18 protein-coding genes, 1 riboswitch and 2 other annotated features (1 of these 21 running past the window's edge) are annotated in these 17,074 nt (G+C 35.3%); of the genes, 5 read left to right on the forward strand and 13 right to left on the reverse strand.

Features of this window, described 5'->3' with window-relative positions; genetic code table 11:
* Nucleotides 1–84: 84 nt before the first annotated feature.
* Nucleotides 85–1,182 carry a site-2 protease family protein gene (locus tag ACUN28_RS22145; RefSeq protein ID WP_016088689.1) on the reverse strand — a complete coding sequence of 366 codons (1,098 nt, stop codon included), beginning with the start codon at nt 1,180–1,182 and terminating at the stop codon, nt 85–87.
* Nucleotides 1,183–1,332: 150 nt separating this feature from the next.
* Here ACUN28_RS22145 and ACUN28_RS22150 point away from each other — a divergent pair, with 150 nt between their 5' ends.
* Nucleotides 1,333–1,530, forward strand: a complete 198-nt coding sequence (locus ACUN28_RS22150) for a hypothetical protein (RefSeq protein WP_016088690.1) — start codon at nt 1,333–1,335, stop codon at nt 1,528–1,530.
* A gap of 116 nt (nt 1,531–1,646) precedes the next feature.
* Here the strand turns inward: ACUN28_RS22150 and ACUN28_RS22155 are convergent, their stop codons facing one another.
* Nucleotides 1,647–2,498 carry a hypothetical protein gene (locus ACUN28_RS22155; protein WP_016088691.1) on the reverse strand — a complete coding sequence of 284 codons (852 nt, stop codon included), beginning with the start codon at nt 2,496–2,498 and terminating at the stop codon, nt 1,647–1,649.
* A gap of 108 nt (nt 2,499–2,606) precedes the next feature.
* On the opposite strand from ACUN28_RS22155, the gene ACUN28_RS22160 reads away from it, so the two are divergent.
* Entirely contained in the window at nt 2,607–3,383 is a 777-nt protein-coding gene (locus tag ACUN28_RS22160; protein ID WP_016088692.1) for a class I SAM-dependent methyltransferase, read from the forward strand.
* 39 nt (nt 3,384–3,422) lie between these two features.
* On the opposite strand, the gene ACUN28_RS22165 is transcribed toward ACUN28_RS22160, so the two are convergent.
* Nucleotides 3,423–3,632: a hypothetical protein gene (locus ACUN28_RS22165; RefSeq protein ID WP_000880630.1), complete on the reverse strand. Its 210-nt coding sequence runs from the start codon at nt 3,630–3,632 to the stop codon at nt 3,423–3,425.
* 283 nt (nt 3,633–3,915) lie between these two features.
* Nucleotides 3,916–4,174: a binding site (T-box leader), on the forward strand.
* Between the two features lie 57 nt (nt 4,175–4,231).
* On the opposite strand from ACUN28_RS22165, the gene brnQ3 reads away from it, so the two are divergent.
* Nucleotides 4,232–5,587: a branched-chain amino acid transport system II carrier protein BrnQ3 gene (gene brnQ3 / locus ACUN28_RS22170; RefSeq protein WP_016088693.1), complete on the forward strand. Its 1,356-nt coding sequence runs from the start codon at nt 4,232–4,234 to the stop codon at nt 5,585–5,587.
* A gap of 23 nt (nt 5,588–5,610) precedes the next feature.
* Here the strand turns inward: brnQ3 and ACUN28_RS22175 are convergent, their stop codons facing one another.
* From ACUN28_RS22175 to gltP, 9 genes are all read right to left on the reverse strand, one after another.
* A complete protein-coding gene (locus ACUN28_RS22175; RefSeq protein ID WP_116329309.1) occupies nt 5,611–5,907 on the reverse strand; it encodes a DUF3922 domain-containing protein in 297 nt (98 codons plus the stop codon).
* A gap of 98 nt (nt 5,908–6,005) precedes the next feature.
* Nucleotides 6,006–6,638 carry a response regulator gene (locus ACUN28_RS22180; protein ID WP_000598709.1) on the reverse strand — a complete coding sequence of 211 codons (633 nt, stop codon included), beginning with the start codon at nt 6,636–6,638 and terminating at the stop codon, nt 6,006–6,008.
* Complete coding sequence (locus ACUN28_RS22185) at nt 6,635–7,690, reverse strand: sensor histidine kinase (protein WP_016088694.1); 1,056 nt, start codon at nt 7,688–7,690, stop codon at nt 6,635–6,637. The genes ACUN28_RS22180 and ACUN28_RS22185 overlap by 4 nt, the downstream gene beginning before the upstream one ends.
* Nucleotides 7,690–8,430: a cell wall-active antibiotics response protein LiaF gene (gene liaF, locus ACUN28_RS22190; protein ID WP_016088695.1), complete on the reverse strand. Its 741-nt coding sequence runs from the start codon at nt 8,428–8,430 to the stop codon at nt 7,690–7,692. The genes ACUN28_RS22185 and liaF overlap by 1 nt, the downstream gene beginning before the upstream one ends.
* A 106-nt stretch (nt 8,431–8,536) precedes the next feature.
* Nucleotides 8,537–9,199 (reverse strand): PspA/IM30 family protein, encoded by a 663-nt coding sequence (locus ACUN28_RS22195; protein ID WP_016136605.1) that lies wholly within the window; start codon nt 9,197–9,199, stop codon nt 8,537–8,539.
* A 45-nt stretch (nt 9,200–9,244) separates the two neighbouring features.
* Nucleotides 9,245–9,601 (reverse strand): lmo0954 family membrane protein, encoded by a 357-nt coding sequence (locus ACUN28_RS22200; protein ID WP_016088697.1) that lies wholly within the window; start codon nt 9,599–9,601, stop codon nt 9,245–9,247.
* Nucleotides 9,602–9,814: 213 nt separating this feature from the next.
* Complete coding sequence (locus ACUN28_RS22205) at nt 9,815–11,131, reverse strand: Na+/H+ antiporter NhaC family protein (RefSeq protein ID WP_033660048.1); 1,317 nt, start codon at nt 11,129–11,131, stop codon at nt 9,815–9,817.
* A 94-nt stretch (nt 11,132–11,225) separates the two neighbouring features.
* Nucleotides 11,226–11,331: riboswitch (SAM riboswitch) on the reverse strand.
* A 120-nt stretch (nt 11,332–11,451) separates the two neighbouring features.
* On the reverse strand, nt 11,452–11,970 hold the full coding sequence (locus ACUN28_RS22210) for a DUF402 domain-containing protein (protein WP_445423419.1): 519 nt from the start codon (nt 11,968–11,970) through the stop codon (nt 11,452–11,454).
* Nucleotides 11,971–12,038: 68 nt separating this feature from the next.
* Entirely contained in the window at nt 12,039–13,313 is a 1,275-nt protein-coding gene (gene gltP, locus ACUN28_RS22215; RefSeq protein WP_016133985.1) for a glutamate/aspartate:proton symporter GltP, read from the reverse strand.
* Between the two features lie 496 nt (nt 13,314–13,809).
* Here gltP and ACUN28_RS22220 point away from each other — a divergent pair, with 496 nt between their 5' ends.
* The gene (locus tag ACUN28_RS22220; protein WP_016136602.1) at nt 13,810–15,081 is read left to right on the forward strand and encodes a murein hydrolase activator EnvC family protein; all 1,272 of its coding nucleotides are present in this window, start codon (nt 13,810–13,812) and stop codon (nt 15,079–15,081) included.
* Nucleotides 15,082–15,182: 101 nt separating this feature from the next.
* Nucleotides 15,183–15,344: a hypothetical protein gene (locus tag ACUN28_RS22225; RefSeq protein WP_016088702.1), complete on the forward strand. Its 162-nt coding sequence runs from the start codon at nt 15,183–15,185 to the stop codon at nt 15,342–15,344.
* A 30-nt stretch (nt 15,345–15,374) separates the two neighbouring features.
* Here ACUN28_RS22225 and ACUN28_RS22230 read toward each other — a convergent pair whose 3' ends face one another.
* Nucleotides 15,375–16,730 carry a sodium-dependent transporter gene (locus ACUN28_RS22230; RefSeq protein ID WP_016136601.1) on the reverse strand — a complete coding sequence of 452 codons (1,356 nt, stop codon included), beginning with the start codon at nt 16,728–16,730 and terminating at the stop codon, nt 15,375–15,377.
* A 111-nt stretch (nt 16,731–16,841) separates the two neighbouring features.
* Nucleotides 16,842–17,074 (reverse strand) — a binding site (T-box leader); it runs 15 nt beyond the window's last position.

Consider the following 17,074-nt stretch of genomic DNA (forward strand, 5'->3'; position numbering starts at 1 on the left):
ACAATGTACTGTTACACTTGTAACATTCTCTCGTAGAAATGTAATTCCTGTTTAAATCCTTCTTGTCATTTCGACAATATTTTTCTATACATTTCTCCTTGGTAAATGTTCTTGTAAAACAATATACCCTTCATAAGCTGTGTAACCGAGTATAGCCATTAATCCGATATAACAAGCAAAGACTGTCCATTTCGTTTTCATATCAACTTTATAATAGTTTTCCTGTTGTCTCTTTTCTGTCTCCCATTCCTGTAATTTTCTTTCTGACACTTCAAACGCTTCTCTTATATGAATAATATGCGTTTCTTTTTCATCTTCATATGGAACGTAATCAAGTGGCTCAAACTTTGGTAAAAGATACTCTAACACTTCAATCTTTTGAAGTTCTCCTATTTTTAATTCTTTCTCTCTTTCTTTTTGCCTCAATACATTCATTTCATGTTGCATCATATATATATTTCGATGCACCGCACCAGTTTCTTTTAATTCCTCTTCAAGCCTTGCAACATATTCTTTCATTCCATCAATTCTATATCCTAATTCCTTAATTGGCTCATCTCTCTTTATTACTCTATATAATTCCATACAGCCGATAATAAAAATAAATCCTCCCAAAATACTTTTAAAGTAAATGGAATAACCGAGCAATATAATAAGGCCCGCTCCCCAAATCTTTGTACTTACAACTGAGATAATTCGTCCACCATCTAACGGAGAAACTGGAATCAAGTTAAAGAAGTTAATCATACTTCCAAGTAAAATAATTAATGCCCAAAATGGCTCTTTCGTTATTACATAAAGTGGAATTGCAGGTAAAAATGACAATAATCCGAAAAGAGGTCCCATATAGGCGATGTAAGCTTCATCTTTTGCATTTTTCGGCATTTCTTTCATCCCAATAAGAGCGCCCATAAATGGAATAAATATTGCTGGCGATGTTGGTATCCCTTTTCTTTTCGCAGCCCATAAATGGCCCATTTCATGAATAAACAACAAATAAATGAGCGCTACTCCAAATTTCCAACCATATATAACTGCGTATGCACCAAGTGATAGAAACATACTAAATACCGTTGAAAACTTTGCTAATTTAAAAATTGCAAATACCCACTTTAACTTAGAAAGTAAAAATAGCCCTATTGCAACAATAATTCCCCATAATCCTTTTTTATTATTTTTCATATTCCTCTCCTTTATCTCGCATTAATGAGTCATATTCATTCATTAAAGCTTTTTCTTTTCTCTATTATGACATATTTTTTTCTATCGTTAGAAATAATGTTTATTTAATCCATTTTTAGCCAAAAATATAAAAAAAGGAGGTGTATACGAATGAATTTACAGTCTCTCATAATAGGCGCTCTATCGTTTTTAGCTTCAACTCTTATTTTTTATACCGTTAGCTACGTATTATTATTAGATTTGTTGCCCAATCACGTATTTATTGCTATTATCGTCCTTTCCGCTCTTATGATTTCTTTTCTTATTACACGAAAATCAATGAATGAGCCATCTGCAAAAGCAAAGTAATAGAGAGGGGTGTTTTCCCCCTCTCTATTATCATTTCCTAGGAAAGGCCATATAGAATCCCGCTATTTGAGAGCTCCTGACCAGCGGGGGCCGCCCCCACCGCTTAAAGTTTCACTTTATCTTTGTAAATTCATTTTTTCACCATACTCTTTAACAATTTGAATGATATTTTGAAAAACACCTATTTTTTCTTTTTTTCTATTTAATATTTTCAAATCATAATTTTCATAATATGTTTCTAATGACTTTAATTGTGATTCTGAAGCACCTTTTATCGGAACAGTAGCATGCAATTCATACTGTTTATACCCTTCCTTTACCTTTTCACCTAAAACCATTTCACTCTCTTTTGCTCCAATTAATTTTTGAACTTTTTCCGGGAAAATGACTTGTAAATAGTATTCTTGTTCCTTCTCTAATTTGTTGTATAGTGATTGTGAAATCGTATAGCGTACCATATAATTCATTTTTTGATCGCCAGCTTTAATATGAAACGCGGTAATCTGCAAATCTTTTTTTGTTACTTCCGTTAAAGGACCTACCTGCATCTCATCTTCTTTTTGTTCTGACACATTTGGAAATATAGCCAAAAGCTTTTCCGTATCTTTTTTATTCAGCATATACATAGCTTTCTTATATTGTACCCATCCCCGTCTGTCTTCTCCTCTTAACCATGCATAATATGTTTCTTTTTTTCCATCTCTACTAATTTGTATTTCATATTCCGGTTCACCGAAGCTACCTGTTATTTCTTGTTTCTCAGCTTTATCCAAAATGTCCATTACTAACTTAGCTTCTGATTCCTGTAACTTTTTCTCTTTATGTTTTTTTTGTATAACGGTTATCCCTATTGTTTCTTTCACTTCATTCACCGTCTCTTCCACTTTTTTTGGTTCTTTTTTTTGCTCAACTTGACCACAAGATGCTAGTAACATAGCAAATAACAACAATACATATTTCCTTTTCAATTTAATCCTCCTTTTACAATAAGAAATTCTTATAATCTTCATATAAAAAACAAAAACGTGACACACTATAAAATAAGCTATACTAAACATTGAAAGGAGGTCTTTTTCATGTCCATTAATTTTCATGATGCAAATAATAAATACACATACGCACAGCGAAACGCCCATATTTCCTGGGGGGAAATGATAAAAAGTATTACAAATATACAAAACAAGCAAATCATTGATATCGGCTGTGGTGGTGGGATTTATACGAAAGAACTCGCCCTTATGGGAGCAACGAGTGTTGTTGGACTTGATTTTTCAAAACAAATATTACAGGCTGCAAAAGAAAATTGTAGCAGCTTTCCAAACATTTCATTCATTCACGGTGATGCTCATAGCGTCCCATATCCTAATGATACATTCGACATTGTTATTTCGCGCGCAGTTATTCATCATTTACAAGATATTCCTACATTTCTACGTGAAGCTTCTCGTATATTAAAGAAAAACGGTGTACTTATTGTACAAGACCGAACTATTGAAGATTGTACAATTCCTGGAAGCCCCGAACACATTCGTGGATATTTTTTCTCTACCTTTCCAAAACTCATTGAAATAGAATCAAAAAGACGGCCAAAAACCACCACGATACAACAAGAATTACAAAAACATTTTCTTCATGTGCTCCCCACTCAAACACAATGGGAAGTACGAAAAATACATGATTCTGTAGAAGCATTGCTACAGGATTTATCACCTCGAACAGGTCGATCCATTCTATACGAATTAACAGATCATGAACTTTCTCAACTTCTACAACAGATCCAGATCGCATTACAAAACACCTCTCCTATTATTGAAAGAGATCGGTGGACAATTTGGAGTGCCATGAAATTGTAAGGAAGGAAGCCTCACAAAATAATGTGAGGCTTCCTTCTTTCATAATCTAATTTTGCAACACTCTTGATATCCTCCACTTCTGGCCTGTGCACTTCCACACTTCGGACATACTAAATATCTAGACTGATTTGTCAACAAACTACCTTTTTGAAAGAGTAAAACTTCTGCTTGTTTAAACGAACGCGAATAATATAACCACATAAAACCAATTATAGCAATAATGCCAAATAATACTCCCATCGCAAGCATTCTAGTCACCTCTTTTGGTTTGTTCTGTCCAGCAAGTGGATTGTTGTATTATTCTCTGTAAATTCAAACAATCCCTTCTTTACTCCTACAAATATCAACTTTCTCTACAAATTTTACAATTCTATAAAAATTTCCACTCCCTTTTTACAATCCGATATTCATCACCCATTCACTTCAAAATAACGAATATCACCTTCGATATTTCTATATATGAATATATATTTCAGAAAATATATTGACTTTCTAAAAAAAACATGCAACAATACTGTCAGAATACTTGAATAAAAATTCATTGACGAGAACGAGTACGTTATAGGACTGTCCCCCAGAGAGTTGGCGATTTGCTGAAAGCCAACGTTCAGTGCGTAGCCGAAAATCATCTCCGAGAAGTAGAACCGAATGTTACAGTAAGTTCTTACCGGCTGTCCACCGTTACAAGGAACACGTATCATGTTGTACGTTGTAAAGCCGTATACATATAGACTCATTTCTACATGTATAAATTAGGGTGGTATCGCGGGTAAATATAACTCGTCCCTTTCTTTAGGGACGAGTTTTTTGTGTTCTTACAAATGAATTTTAAAAAAGGAGGAAAAACAATGAACACTGTATCAAAAAAACATATTTTTTTCACGGGTCTTATGCTATTTTCTTTATTTTTTGGGGCAGGTAATTTAATTTTCCCTCCCATGCTTGGACAAAATGCAGGTGAAAATTTTTGGCCGGCAATGATCGGATTTTTATTAACAGGAGTCGGTTTACCATTATTAACTGTTATTGCAATTTCTTTATCAGGAAATGGTATGCAACAACTCGCAAGTCATGTTCACCCATTATTCGGAATTTTCTTTACTGTAGTTGTATACATTGCAATCGGTCCATCTATGGGAATTCCACGTGTTGCAAATGTCGCTTATGAAATGGGCGTTAGTTCTTTCTTACCAGAAACAATTCGCTCTAGTAGCCTAGCACTATTTTTATATACAATCATCTTCTTTACTATCGTATTTTGGCTTAGTTTAAATCCATCTAAGCTCGTCGATCGTATCGGAAATGTATTAACACCTATTTTATTGCTCTCTATTTTCTTATTATTTGTTAAAAGTGTATTTACACCACTTGGGCAGTCAGGTCCAGCAATGCAAGCGTATCAAACTTCTCCAATCTTCAAAGGTTTTATGGAAGGATACTTAACGATGGATACAATTTCAGCACTTGCATTTGGAATTATCGTGGTAAATGCAATTCGCTCTAAAGGTGTGAATGATCGTAAATCCATCGCTATCGCAACAGCAAAAGCGGGACTTATTGCCGCTACTGGTCTCGTACTTGTATATGGCGCACTTGGTTGGCTTGGTGCGACTAGCGTCTCTCTCGGATACGCTAAAAATGGAGGACAGCTACTCACTGTTATCGTACAACAATTATTCGGTCCATATGGCCTACTTCTACTAGCATTAATTGTTACACTTGCTTGCTTAACAACATGTGTTGGACTTGTATCTGCATGTAGTCAATATTTCTCAACATTATTGACTACATTTTCATACAAAACGTTCGCGAGCATCATTTGTGCATTAGGATTATTAGTTGCCAACTTAGGTTTAACGAAAATTATTGCCATCTCTGTTCCAATTCTACTTGTTGTATATCCAGTTGCAATTGTACTTGTTCTACTATCGTTACTTCATAAATATTTCGGCGGATATCGCTCTGTTTATGTAGGTGCTTTAATTGGGGCTGCAATCGTAAGCGTATTTGACGGATTAAAACAAGGTGGTATTTCAGTTTCATTTATCACACCATATTTTGAATTTATCCCTTTATATAATGAAGGAATTGGCTGGCTAATACCTTCATTAGCCGGGGCTATTATCGGCCTTACAATCGCTAAGTTAAGCGGTGCGAAAAAAGTTCCCTTAATAACCGATTCCCGCGAAGTAAAAGCATCCTAAAAAAACTCCCGAAAGGGAGTTTTTTACTTTTGATAAGCAGTATGATTAAAACTGCTTATTTTATACGCTTTCGTATAATATTCGATATTTGTATCCACTGTTTCTACTTTAACAACATCATAGCAATCTTCTTGCTTTACTAAGAATAAATAGTACTCTTCTGTCGCCTCAACAATTGCAATTTTATCTGTTTCAACATTATATTGTTCACAAAGCGCTTGTAATGCGTTCACATAATCCCCTAATTTTTTAGACTTATCCATGCCAAATATCGTTTGAACTAACATACACTCTCTCCCCTTTGTATGTACTGTTAACAACTTAATGTTAACGCTTACATTTATTAACGTCAATAAAAAGATTTGGCGTAAACTAATAATCAGTGGGATAGCCCCCCACTGATTAAAGTTTCACTTTATCATTTCGTCAATTGATGTCTAAACGCATAAATAACCGCCTGTGTCCGGTCACTTACATTTAGCTTATTTAAAATATTACTCACATGTGTCTTTACTGTTTTGAGGGCTATAAACAATTCATCTGCAATCTCTTGATTACTTTTCCCCTCTGCAATTAATAACAAAATTTCAGACTCTCTTTCTGTTAACTCCTCATGCAAAGGTTGTTCTTTCTTCTGACGCATACGAGACATCATTTTACCAGTAACTTTTGGCTCTAATACCGTTTCTCCATCATAAGTAGCTCGTACAGCGTCTGCTATATCACTCGCTCTTGATGTTTTTAATAAATAACTTGTCGCTCCCGCCTCAATAACAGGATACAATTTCTCATCATCTAAAAAGCTCGTTACAACTACAATTTTCGCTTCTGGCCATTCCTGAATAATAGCACGTGTTGCTTCAACCCCATCCATCTCATCCATGACAAGATCCATCAAAATAATATCTGGTCTTAATTGCAGTGCTAACTCTGAACCTTTTCTTCCATTTTCAGCTTCTCCAACTACTTCGATATCTGGCTGCGTTGATAAATATGCTGATACACCCATTCGAACCATTTCATGATCATCGACAAGTAACACTTTTATCATGATTCTCCCCCTCTCTCAATCATAATCGGTACTTTTACTTCTATTTGCGTCCCTTTAGCCGGGAAACTAAGTACTTTTAATGTCCCACCAATTTCATGAACACGCTCTTGCATTGATCTTAAACCATATGAACCAGCCTTATTCACTCCGACTTCAAATCCAACGCCATCATCAATGATTTTTAGAATTGCATATTGATCAATTTTCCGAAGACGTACTTCCGTTTTCTTCGCTTTCGCATGTCGTAAAGTATTGGATAAAGCTTCTTGCACAATACGAAATAAATGATCTTCTACACCTTTTTTCAATTCTATTGGCTCGATTAGCCATTCAATTTTCATATGTTGCTTTCGCGATAATTCCGTCAATAATTCTTCTATACCTTGTGTCAGTTTCTTACCTTCTAATTGTACAGGGCGTAAATGAAGAAGCAATGCTCTCATTTCCGATTGTGCATTTACAACCATATTTTCAACGAGCTGCAACTGCTTTGTCGTCGTTTCTGGAATTTCAGCTACTTGTTCATTAATAGCCGACATCATCATTGACATTGCAAAAAGCTGCTGACTTACAGAATCATGCAGCTCCCTCGCCAATCGATGCCTTTCTTGGGAAATCGCTTCTTGTCTCATCTCTTCATTCCAATGAGCTCGTTCATTCGTTACTTTTTGAAAGAGTCCAGCTTGCTCCTCTAATCGACGAGCAAGACCGATTACTTTTCGTTCCACTTCATGAAATTCATCATCTGCAGTAAACGAAACATCACTCGGAAAATTCCCTCGCTCTACTTCAAATAGAAAAGTATTTAATCCTTGTATACGCTGCTCTATATAGTAACCGATTGCATACCCTACAATTCCCCCGATAAGTAAACTTGTAGTCATAATAAACAAGCCAATTGGAACAGAAGCGATGGATTCTTTCCATAATAAATCATAAACTTGTTGCTCACTTTTCCATACATATACAATTGTACAAATAAGTGCGATACTAACTGAGGACAACATAGAGTAACGAATATACATCCACGAAATATTTTTTTGTTTCTTCATTATACTTTCCTCACTTCCGTATCGCCTACGACAAGCGAAGAAATAATTTTAATACGACGAGGAGCTTCTTTATACTGCTCTGTTCTAAATGTAACATTGCGATTAAACCCTGTTTCCTCATGTCCTGGCAGGAGCACACGTCCGACAATAACAGAATGATTTAATGACAGTTCAATATCATACGGCACATATAAACGAATATTACCTACTACACCTCGAATAACAATTACCGTTTCTCCTTCTGGAATCATGGCAGTTGTTAAATCTATTTCAACATCACAAGCACCATATTGAACATTAATATCCTCAAGTTCATAAATATGATCCATCATTCGTACATTACCTACAAACATATTTTTTAAATATGGTTCTGTACGATATATTTGCTTCTCTTCATCTATAATCCCTTTTTCTTTAATTTCAACCTTCATTGCTTTTTGCTGATGCCCTTGTTGAATCAGTTGATAACCAATTAAAGCTAAACAAGCAAATACGACAAGAACAAATGCTGCTGATGAAAATAAGAAGAATAATAATACGATACCACCAACAAATAAAAATACATTTCCCCGTACATAACGATTCTTTTTACGATAATGCCTTCCAAACATAAGCATAATAAATGCAAAAATGAGACCACCTGGTTCAAAATGTCCAAGTATCATATCAAGAAATAGACCAAATCCAAATATGATGAGGAGCATCCCCATTAATTGTGTTTTTGAAAAATGCTTCTTCATTTCAGCTCCCCCCTTCTTGTCACATATACATAGAAGAAAAGGCATTGCTTTCCAACACCTTTTCTCCTATCACTATATCATAAGCCTGTTTTATAATATACTACTATTATTTTGTTAACTCTTTCGTTAACGATACATCATTCTTTTCTTTCATTTCACGCTCAAGCTTTGCAATCTTCATATCAAATGTGTCACGTTCATGCCCCTCATTCATACGAGTTTCTATATCGCGAATATGATCTTCAATTTCTTCAAAGCGTAAGAACGGATTATTTTCATCCATTTTATGCATCGCAGTATTCATACGGCGATTAGCATGTGCCATATTTTCACGTGCCATTAATTCCATACGTTTCGCGTGCATTTCTTTTAATTTATTTTTCATCTCAGCAAGACGACGCTCTAACTCATCAATTTGCTCTACAACACCTGCATACATTTCTTCTAATCGAGTTACTTGCCCTTCATAATAAGCTACTTCTTCTAACGCACGCTCATGCAGTTGTAGTTCGCCTGCTTCTTGTGCGATGATCGCTTGCTTTGATCTTTTATTAACGAAATAACGTGCTTGCTCAAGCTCACGAGCGAAATTAGATTTTAATGTTTTATGGCGCTGAATTAACTTCTCAATTTTTGTTATTTCACGCTCACTATCTCGTAAATATTGATTTAACATAGCGATTGGATTTTTTCTTTCTTTCTCATCTAACACATTATGAAAATCTGCTAAAATTGCATCGCGTACACGTCCGAATAAAGATTGTTTCATTATAATCTTCCTCTCTTCTACTTTATAAATTTGATTTATTTTATATTAGTTTTTCATTAACTTGTTCCACTCATCTTCAAAGTTACTATATGGTTTAGAACTTTCTGGAGCAGAATCAACAACTACATCTTTTTCTTTTTTCCACTCACGGTATCCGTAGTATAAAACTACTAATGCTGCGATACCGATTAGTGCTGGGGAATGAGAAAGTGCAATGGATAAACCGATTAAACCAACAATACCCCAAGCTAACTTTCCAAAAAATGATTTAGCTCGCACAAATGATTTATAGCTCCAGTACACAACTCCTGCTCCGATTGCGAATCCTACAATACCAGCAAGACTACCAAGAGCAATTAAAGCCAAAATACCGGCCGCGATAAACGCTAGAAATTGTTTCATCTTGTGCTTGCCTCCCTTCGATTTGATACTCTTATCTTAACTATTTTTTCATGTTTCCATAACGAGCTTAAGAACCGTTTTTGACTCAGACTTAAGACCGAGTTGCATTCAGCCTTTTGTAAAAACATGCGGTAAGATCGGATGCTTTACTCTTTTATCGCACATAAAAAGCCGTACAGAGAATATTCTCTGTACGGCTTTCGTTACTATTCATTATGCTGTTTTATGATACTCTTTCTTTCCCGCTACTTTAGAAAACCTCGGGAAACCAATTAATATAGAAATGATTCCACATACTCCAACTAAGATTGGATAAAACGCATATGGCAACAATTCAATTGGAGATAACGCCGCAAATCCTGCTGCCGTTAACATTTGCGCACCATACGGAATTAATCCTTGCACACAACATGAGAAAAGATCTAATACACTCGCTGATTTACGAGGATCAATTTCATATTGATCTGCAATATTTTTCGCAAGTGGACCTGTAAAGATAATAGAAATTGTATTATTCGCTGTACACATATTCGTCATACTCACTAAGCCAGCAATACCAAACTCTGCTCCTTTTTTTGAACGAATGTTACGCGTTAAAATATTCATTAAATATTGAATGCCACCATTATATTGAATCAGTTCGACCATACCGCCAATTAAAATAGCTAGTAATACTAACTCCATCATACCGCCCATTCCAGTCGTTACACTTTTAAAGAAACTCTCTAACGTGTAACTTCCATCTAAAAGACCGATAACGCCAGATAGTACAGTTCCACCAGTTAACACGATAAGTACATTCCAACCAAGTAGCGCTGTAATAAGTACTCCTGCATAAGGTAAAATCTTTATCCAGTCAAAGCTATGCGCTTTAATCTGCGTATCGCTTCCTAAAGTGACGATTACTAAAAGTACAATTGTAATAATAGCTGCTGGTAATACAATTAAAAAGTTCGTTTTAAACTTATCTTTCATTTCTGTTCCTTGTGAACGTACAGCTGCGATTGTTGTATCTGAAATAAATGATAAATTATCACCAAACATCGCTCCGCCTACGACAGTAGCCATCGTAAGTGCAATTGAGATATCAGTTTGCCCACTAATACCTACAGCAATTGGTGCTAATGCAGCAATTGTTCCCATTGAAGTTCCCATCGCTAATGAAATAAATGCCCCTATAACAAAAATTCCAGCTACGATAAATCCTTGCGGTAAAATTGATAACGCTAAGTTAACTGTAGAATCAACGCCGCCCATCCATTTTGCTGTTTCAGAAAACGCTCCCGCCAGTACAAAAATCAAAACCATAATCATAATATCTGGGTTCCCTGCACCTTTAGCAAATCGTTCCACTTTTACATTAAAACTTTCTTTACGATTCATTGCTAAAGCGACTCCTACAGCAATTGAAATCGCTACAAGTATCGGCAATTTATAGAAATCACCTGTAATAATTCCAGAACCAATAAATAGCGCCAAAAATATTCCAAGTGGTAATAAAGCCAAACCATTTCCTCTCGTTTCTTTCAAAGTACCATCTCTCCCTAGTTTCAACCTTTTTCTAATGAATAACAAAAGACCTCTTCCAATGAGAAGAGGTCTTATACATCTATAAGAAACACTCTTCTCATCTTTCAAGCACATGCTTGCTGGATTTGGCACAGCACTCTGAAATCGAGTCCGCTGCCGAGGCATCGTAGGGCCAGTCCCTCCGCCTCTCTTTATAAGAAGGTTTCATATTTATTTTTTAATAATAATTTCTTCCCTAACTTTACTCGCTTACAAAACAAAAGTCAATTATTTTTTGTATAGATTTTTTTGGTAATTATGCAAAAATTTGAATACAACAATCATTTTAACTTTTTGATTTCTTCTTCCAATATTGAAATCCAATAAAATTCACTATTCTTTATTGCAGCTATTATCCATTTCGTAGTGTACCAAGCTAACTCGTACTCTCCTTTTGTAACATCGCCACTTTTATAAGCACCCTCTAGCTCATCTTCATCTAGTACATACATCTTACCATTCGCTAATAACACTACATCTAAATATAAATCATCAAAATACGGTAAACCACGGTCGTCTATTTCATATTCTTTCGCCACATCGATATAATATTGCACTAATTTTTTCTGATCATCTAACATAGCCGTAATCGCAAAGTTTTTCCCGTCTATGAAATATTGAATCCACGTATACTGATCCGCTGCAATACAAAGTTCTTTACCATCATATTCTTTACAACTTGGTTCTTTCACCTTTTTCATTTCCAGTATTCCTAGCATTCCCTCTTCTATTTTCTTAACCGTATAATCCTTCTCTATTAGTCGCTTCCACGAAGAACCGTCACCATATTTACGTTTCATTACGTCTACTCCTCTTCTATATACAGAAAAGCTCCCACATATTATGTGAGAGCTTGTTCATATTATAATTAAGCCGCTTGTCCTTTTTCAGAAATCTCTTTCAAATAAGCTTGTCCTTTTTCAGCGTCATATTGACCTTCCCACTTAGACATAACTACAGCTGCTAAAGAGTTTCCTACAACGTTAACTGCTGTACGAGCCATATCTAAAATACGGTCAATACCAGCGATGAATGCTAAACCTTCAGGTGGAATACCTACTGTACCAAGTGTCGCTAATAATACAACGAATGATACGCCTGGTACACCTGCGATACCTTTTGATGTAACCATTAATACAAGTAATAATGTAATTTGTTGTGTAATAGATAAATCAATACCGTACATTTGTGCTAAGAAAATAGCCGCAATTGCTTGATATAAAGTTGATCCATCTAAGTTAAATGAATAACCTGTCGGAATAACGAAAGATGTAATTGCTTTCGGACAACCGAACTTCTCCATTTTCTCCATGATTTTCGGTAAAACTGTTTCTGAACTCGCTGTAGAATATGCTAAGATCAGCTCGTCTTTTAAAATCTTAAAGAATTGGAAAATATTAATTCCAAATATTTTCGCTGTAAGTCCTAAGACAACTACGACGAAGAAGATCATTGCTCCATATACGACAATAAGTAATTTCCCTAATGGAATTAATGAAGCTAGACCGAATGTAGAAACTGTAACACCAATTAGTGCAAACACACCAAATGGTGCAAATTTCATAACTTGGTTTGTTACATAAAACATTGCATCAGCTACACCTTGGAAAAATTGAAGAACCGGTCTTCCTCTTTCACCAATTGCTGCTACACCTAAACCAAATAATACAGAGAAGAAGATAATAGCAAGCATATCTCCGTCAGCTAATGACTTCATAATGTTCGTTGGAACAATATTTACAAATGTATCTGCAAATGAATGACTTTGCACTTGCTCTGTCGTATGTGTATATTTTGAAATATCTGTCTTCGTTAACTGATCCATATTTACGCCTTTTCCCGGTTGGAAAATATTCGCAATTAATAGACCGACAATAATTGCAATTGTTGTAATAATTTCAAAATAAAGAATTGTTTTTCCGCCTAGTCGGCCTAGTTTTTTAACATCGCCAACACCAGCAACCCCAACAACAATACTTGCTACAACAATTGGTACAACGATCATTTTAATTAATCGGATGAAAATATCACCAATTGGTTGTAAATATTTCACAACCGCTGGATTATCAAAGAAAATCGCCCCAACTGCAATACCAAGCGCAAGTCCTATTAATATTTGCCATGCAAGTCCTATTCTTTTCATATTTGTTGTAACCCCCTCTTCGATGTGTCACTCTATCTCTCATTCTATCTCTATAAAAACATGAAATTAAGAGTATTACATATTATTCGACAATTCACTACATTTTGTCCCTGTTAAAAATCATAAATCAAAATTTTAAATCTGACAACAAAATAAGTTTGCCCGAACGCAAATAATTTTCTTGACAAAAACAAAACCCATGTCAGAAAACCTCACATGAGAACGATTCCTTATCAGTGTTTTATTGGATTCTCATCTAATATTTCACTATATAAAACAAATGTATTTTTCCCTTTATTTTACAACGAAAATTAAATAATACATCCTTTTTACATGAATTTTAAAAATCCATCTACCGTGAAAATTATCGTTAAAAGACGATAATTTCCGACAAAACTTAGCAATTTTATAAAATTTTCTTTACATTATGGTTACAACGATAGACACCCTTCTTCTTATGATATATAACATTCATAGGGAAAGGAGCCAGACAACCATGAAAAAGAAATTTACAGCGTTCAGTGTTTTAGCAGCAGGAACGATTTTTGTTTCTCCGTTTCTTTCACCCGCATACGCTGAAACGAATCAAGATAAATTATCTAATATTCAATCTGAATTAGAAGGAAAACAAAATGACTTACAAAATAAATCAGCCGAGAAAGAACAAATAGAAAAGGAAATTCAAGAATTACAAAAGAAAATCGACGACCTAACTACTTCTATTAATAAAAACGAAGCTGAATTAAACGATACAAAAAAAGAAATTAGTAAAACACAACAAGTAATCGCTGAAAAAAAGAAACATATAGAGCAATTACAAACAAACATAGATACGCGTCAGGAAGTTATTAAGCAACGTTTACAATCTATGCAAGAAAAACCTCGTACAAATATCATTACAGAGGTATTAACAAATTCTACAAACATTGCAGATCTTGTTGATAATATGTACTCTGTAAGTTTAATTTTAAACAATGATACAGATATTGTGAAAAAGCAAACAACTGACCAAAATGCTGTAGCAACTGAAAAAGAGGCTGTTGAGAAAAAAGAGCAACAATTAAAAGAATCCGAACAGAAATTAGTTCAAAAACAACAAGAGTTGCAAACGAATCAGCAACAGCAGCAAACCTTTATTAGTGATCTACATACGAAAGTAGCAAAAGTAGATTCAGAGATTGAAGGATTAGAAGAATCCAAAGGTATTTTAGAAAACCAGCGTCAAGCTGTTCAAAAAGCAATTGAAGAAGAAAAACGTGCCGAAGAGGCTCGTAAAGCTGAAGAAGCCCGCAAGGCAGAAGAAGCTCGTAAACAAGCTACTACATCTGCTCAAAAAGCTCAAGCAGCTCCAACACCACACGATACAAATATTGGCGGCTTTATTAAGCCAGCAGCTGGATCAAAAACTTCTGGGTTTGGCGTGCGCTCTATAGATAACCATAAAGGAATCGATATCGCAGCTTCAGGAACCGTACCAATTATTGCTGCTGCTGATGGCGTTGTTATTCGCTCAGAATTATCATCTAGTTACGGAAATGTTGTGTACTTATCTCACCGTATTAACGGAAAAACATACACAACAGTATACGCTCATATGAGTAGCCGTTCTGTATCTAATGGACAAACTGTAAAACAAGGAACTCAACTTGGATTTATGGGGAACACTGGTCAATCATACGGACAGCATTTACACTTCGAACTTCACCTTGGAGAATGGAATGTCGGCAAAACAAACGCAGTTGATCCATCTCCTTATATCGGATTATAAAAAAACTCGGTGCATACCGAGTTTTTTTATTTCCACTTCACACACTATAGGCATTCCACATAGACTACAACTAAATGCCTATATTTTACGAGGTGAATCATATGAATACGCAATTACAACAAAAAATCGAAGAGGCTAGAGAAACTTATATTGGCCGGCTATTTACATTTGGTGGTTCAGCATTATTTTTAATCGGATCATTCGTAGCAGTCGTAACAGCCTATAAAGCATATAATCGTTTATTAAATACACCTACAGCATAATAAAAAGACGGAGATTTCTCCGTCTTTTTATTATGCAAACATTTTAAGTACGCCTATTGCATTTAAAAATACAATAATCACAGTTACTGGAATAACATAACGAAGCAAGAAGAACCAAATATTAAATAATGTTTTCCCTTTCGTTTCTGTAACTTCTAATTCTTTCATTAACATTTCTTTACTCATTTTATTTGGTACAAATAGCGAAATAGCTAGTACTCCTAACGGCAGCAATACATTACTTACCGAAAAATCGACGAAATCAAAGAATGTCTTACCAAATATTTTCACATCACTCATAATTCCAAATGATAATGCTGACGGGATTCCAACTGCAAAAATAAGAATACCAATTAATAACGATGCTGACGGACGCTTTTTCTCATTATCTTTCGCAACAGATGCTACTACAATTTCAAGCATAGAAATTGCAGAGGTTAACGTTGCAAAGAAGAATAAAACTAAAAACATAATGAAGAAAAATTGTCCAAATGGTATTTTCGCAAATACTGCTGGAAGGACGATAAACAGTAGTCCTGGTCCTTCAGTCGGCTTAACGCCTAATGCGAAAATCGCCGGGAAAATTGCTAATCCTGCAAGTACTGTAATAAAAACAGTTAAACTTACAATAGATGTTGCTGATTTCGCCAAATGTTCTTCTTTCTTCAAATACGAACTATACGTTACCATTACTGAGGCACCTACTGTTAGCGAGAAGAATGATTGTCCCATCGCGTATAAAATTGTATCTGCTGTAAGCTTTGAAAAATCAGGTTTTAAGAAGAACTCTACTCCTGCAAAAGCACCATCAAGTGTTAATGCACGAACAATGATCGCAATAAATAAAATAAATAATAGCGGCATCATATACTTACTTGCCTTCTCTATCCCTTTTTCTACACCTTTACTTACAACAAAAATTGTGCAAAGCATAAAGATAAATTGCGCTCCAATCGCGCTTACTGGATTTGAAATCGTTTCACCAAACAATTTCCCATAATCAACAACACCATTCCAGAAGCTACCTGTAACACTATAGTATAAGTACAGTAAAATCCATCCACCTACAACACTATAAAAAGATAGTACACTAAAACAAGTAACAACTCCCATGCGACCAATCCAAGGATATAACTTGCTATTTGGCACTAATACTTTATACGCTGTAACTGCCTCTTTTTGCGTACTACGCCCAATAACAAATTCAGCTATTAGAAGGGGCATACCTATAAATAAAGTTAATAGTAAAAATACAAAGAAGAATGCGCCTCCCCCGCCATTACCTGCAACATACGGAAATTTCCATATTGCACCAAGACCTACTGCGGCTCCAGCTGCTGCGAGTACAAAGCCTATTTTCGACGTCCATTGCTGTGTTTCTTTCATCATAAATTCCCCTTTTCTGAATATTTAAACTTTTATCAATTATACACTTTCATTTCATACTCGCACACCTCCTTTAGAAAATAAAAAAGTCCCCTACACGCAAATATGCATGTAGAGGACGATATATGTAATGTTAATACCGTGGTACCACCTCAATTGGATTGATAAATCCCACTTGTTCAAGTACAGGAAAATTCCGATACTCTATCCTTTTAACGGCGGAACCCGGGTTGCCTACTACAATGTTCAACATACCTCTCGCAAGCCCATTCTGTATATTTTATCGTACCGGGCTCACACCTTACCCCAGCTCTCTGAACGTATCAAATATACATACTCTTCTT

The sequence above is a fragment of the Bacillus sp. WC2507 genome (assembly GCF_052656125.1).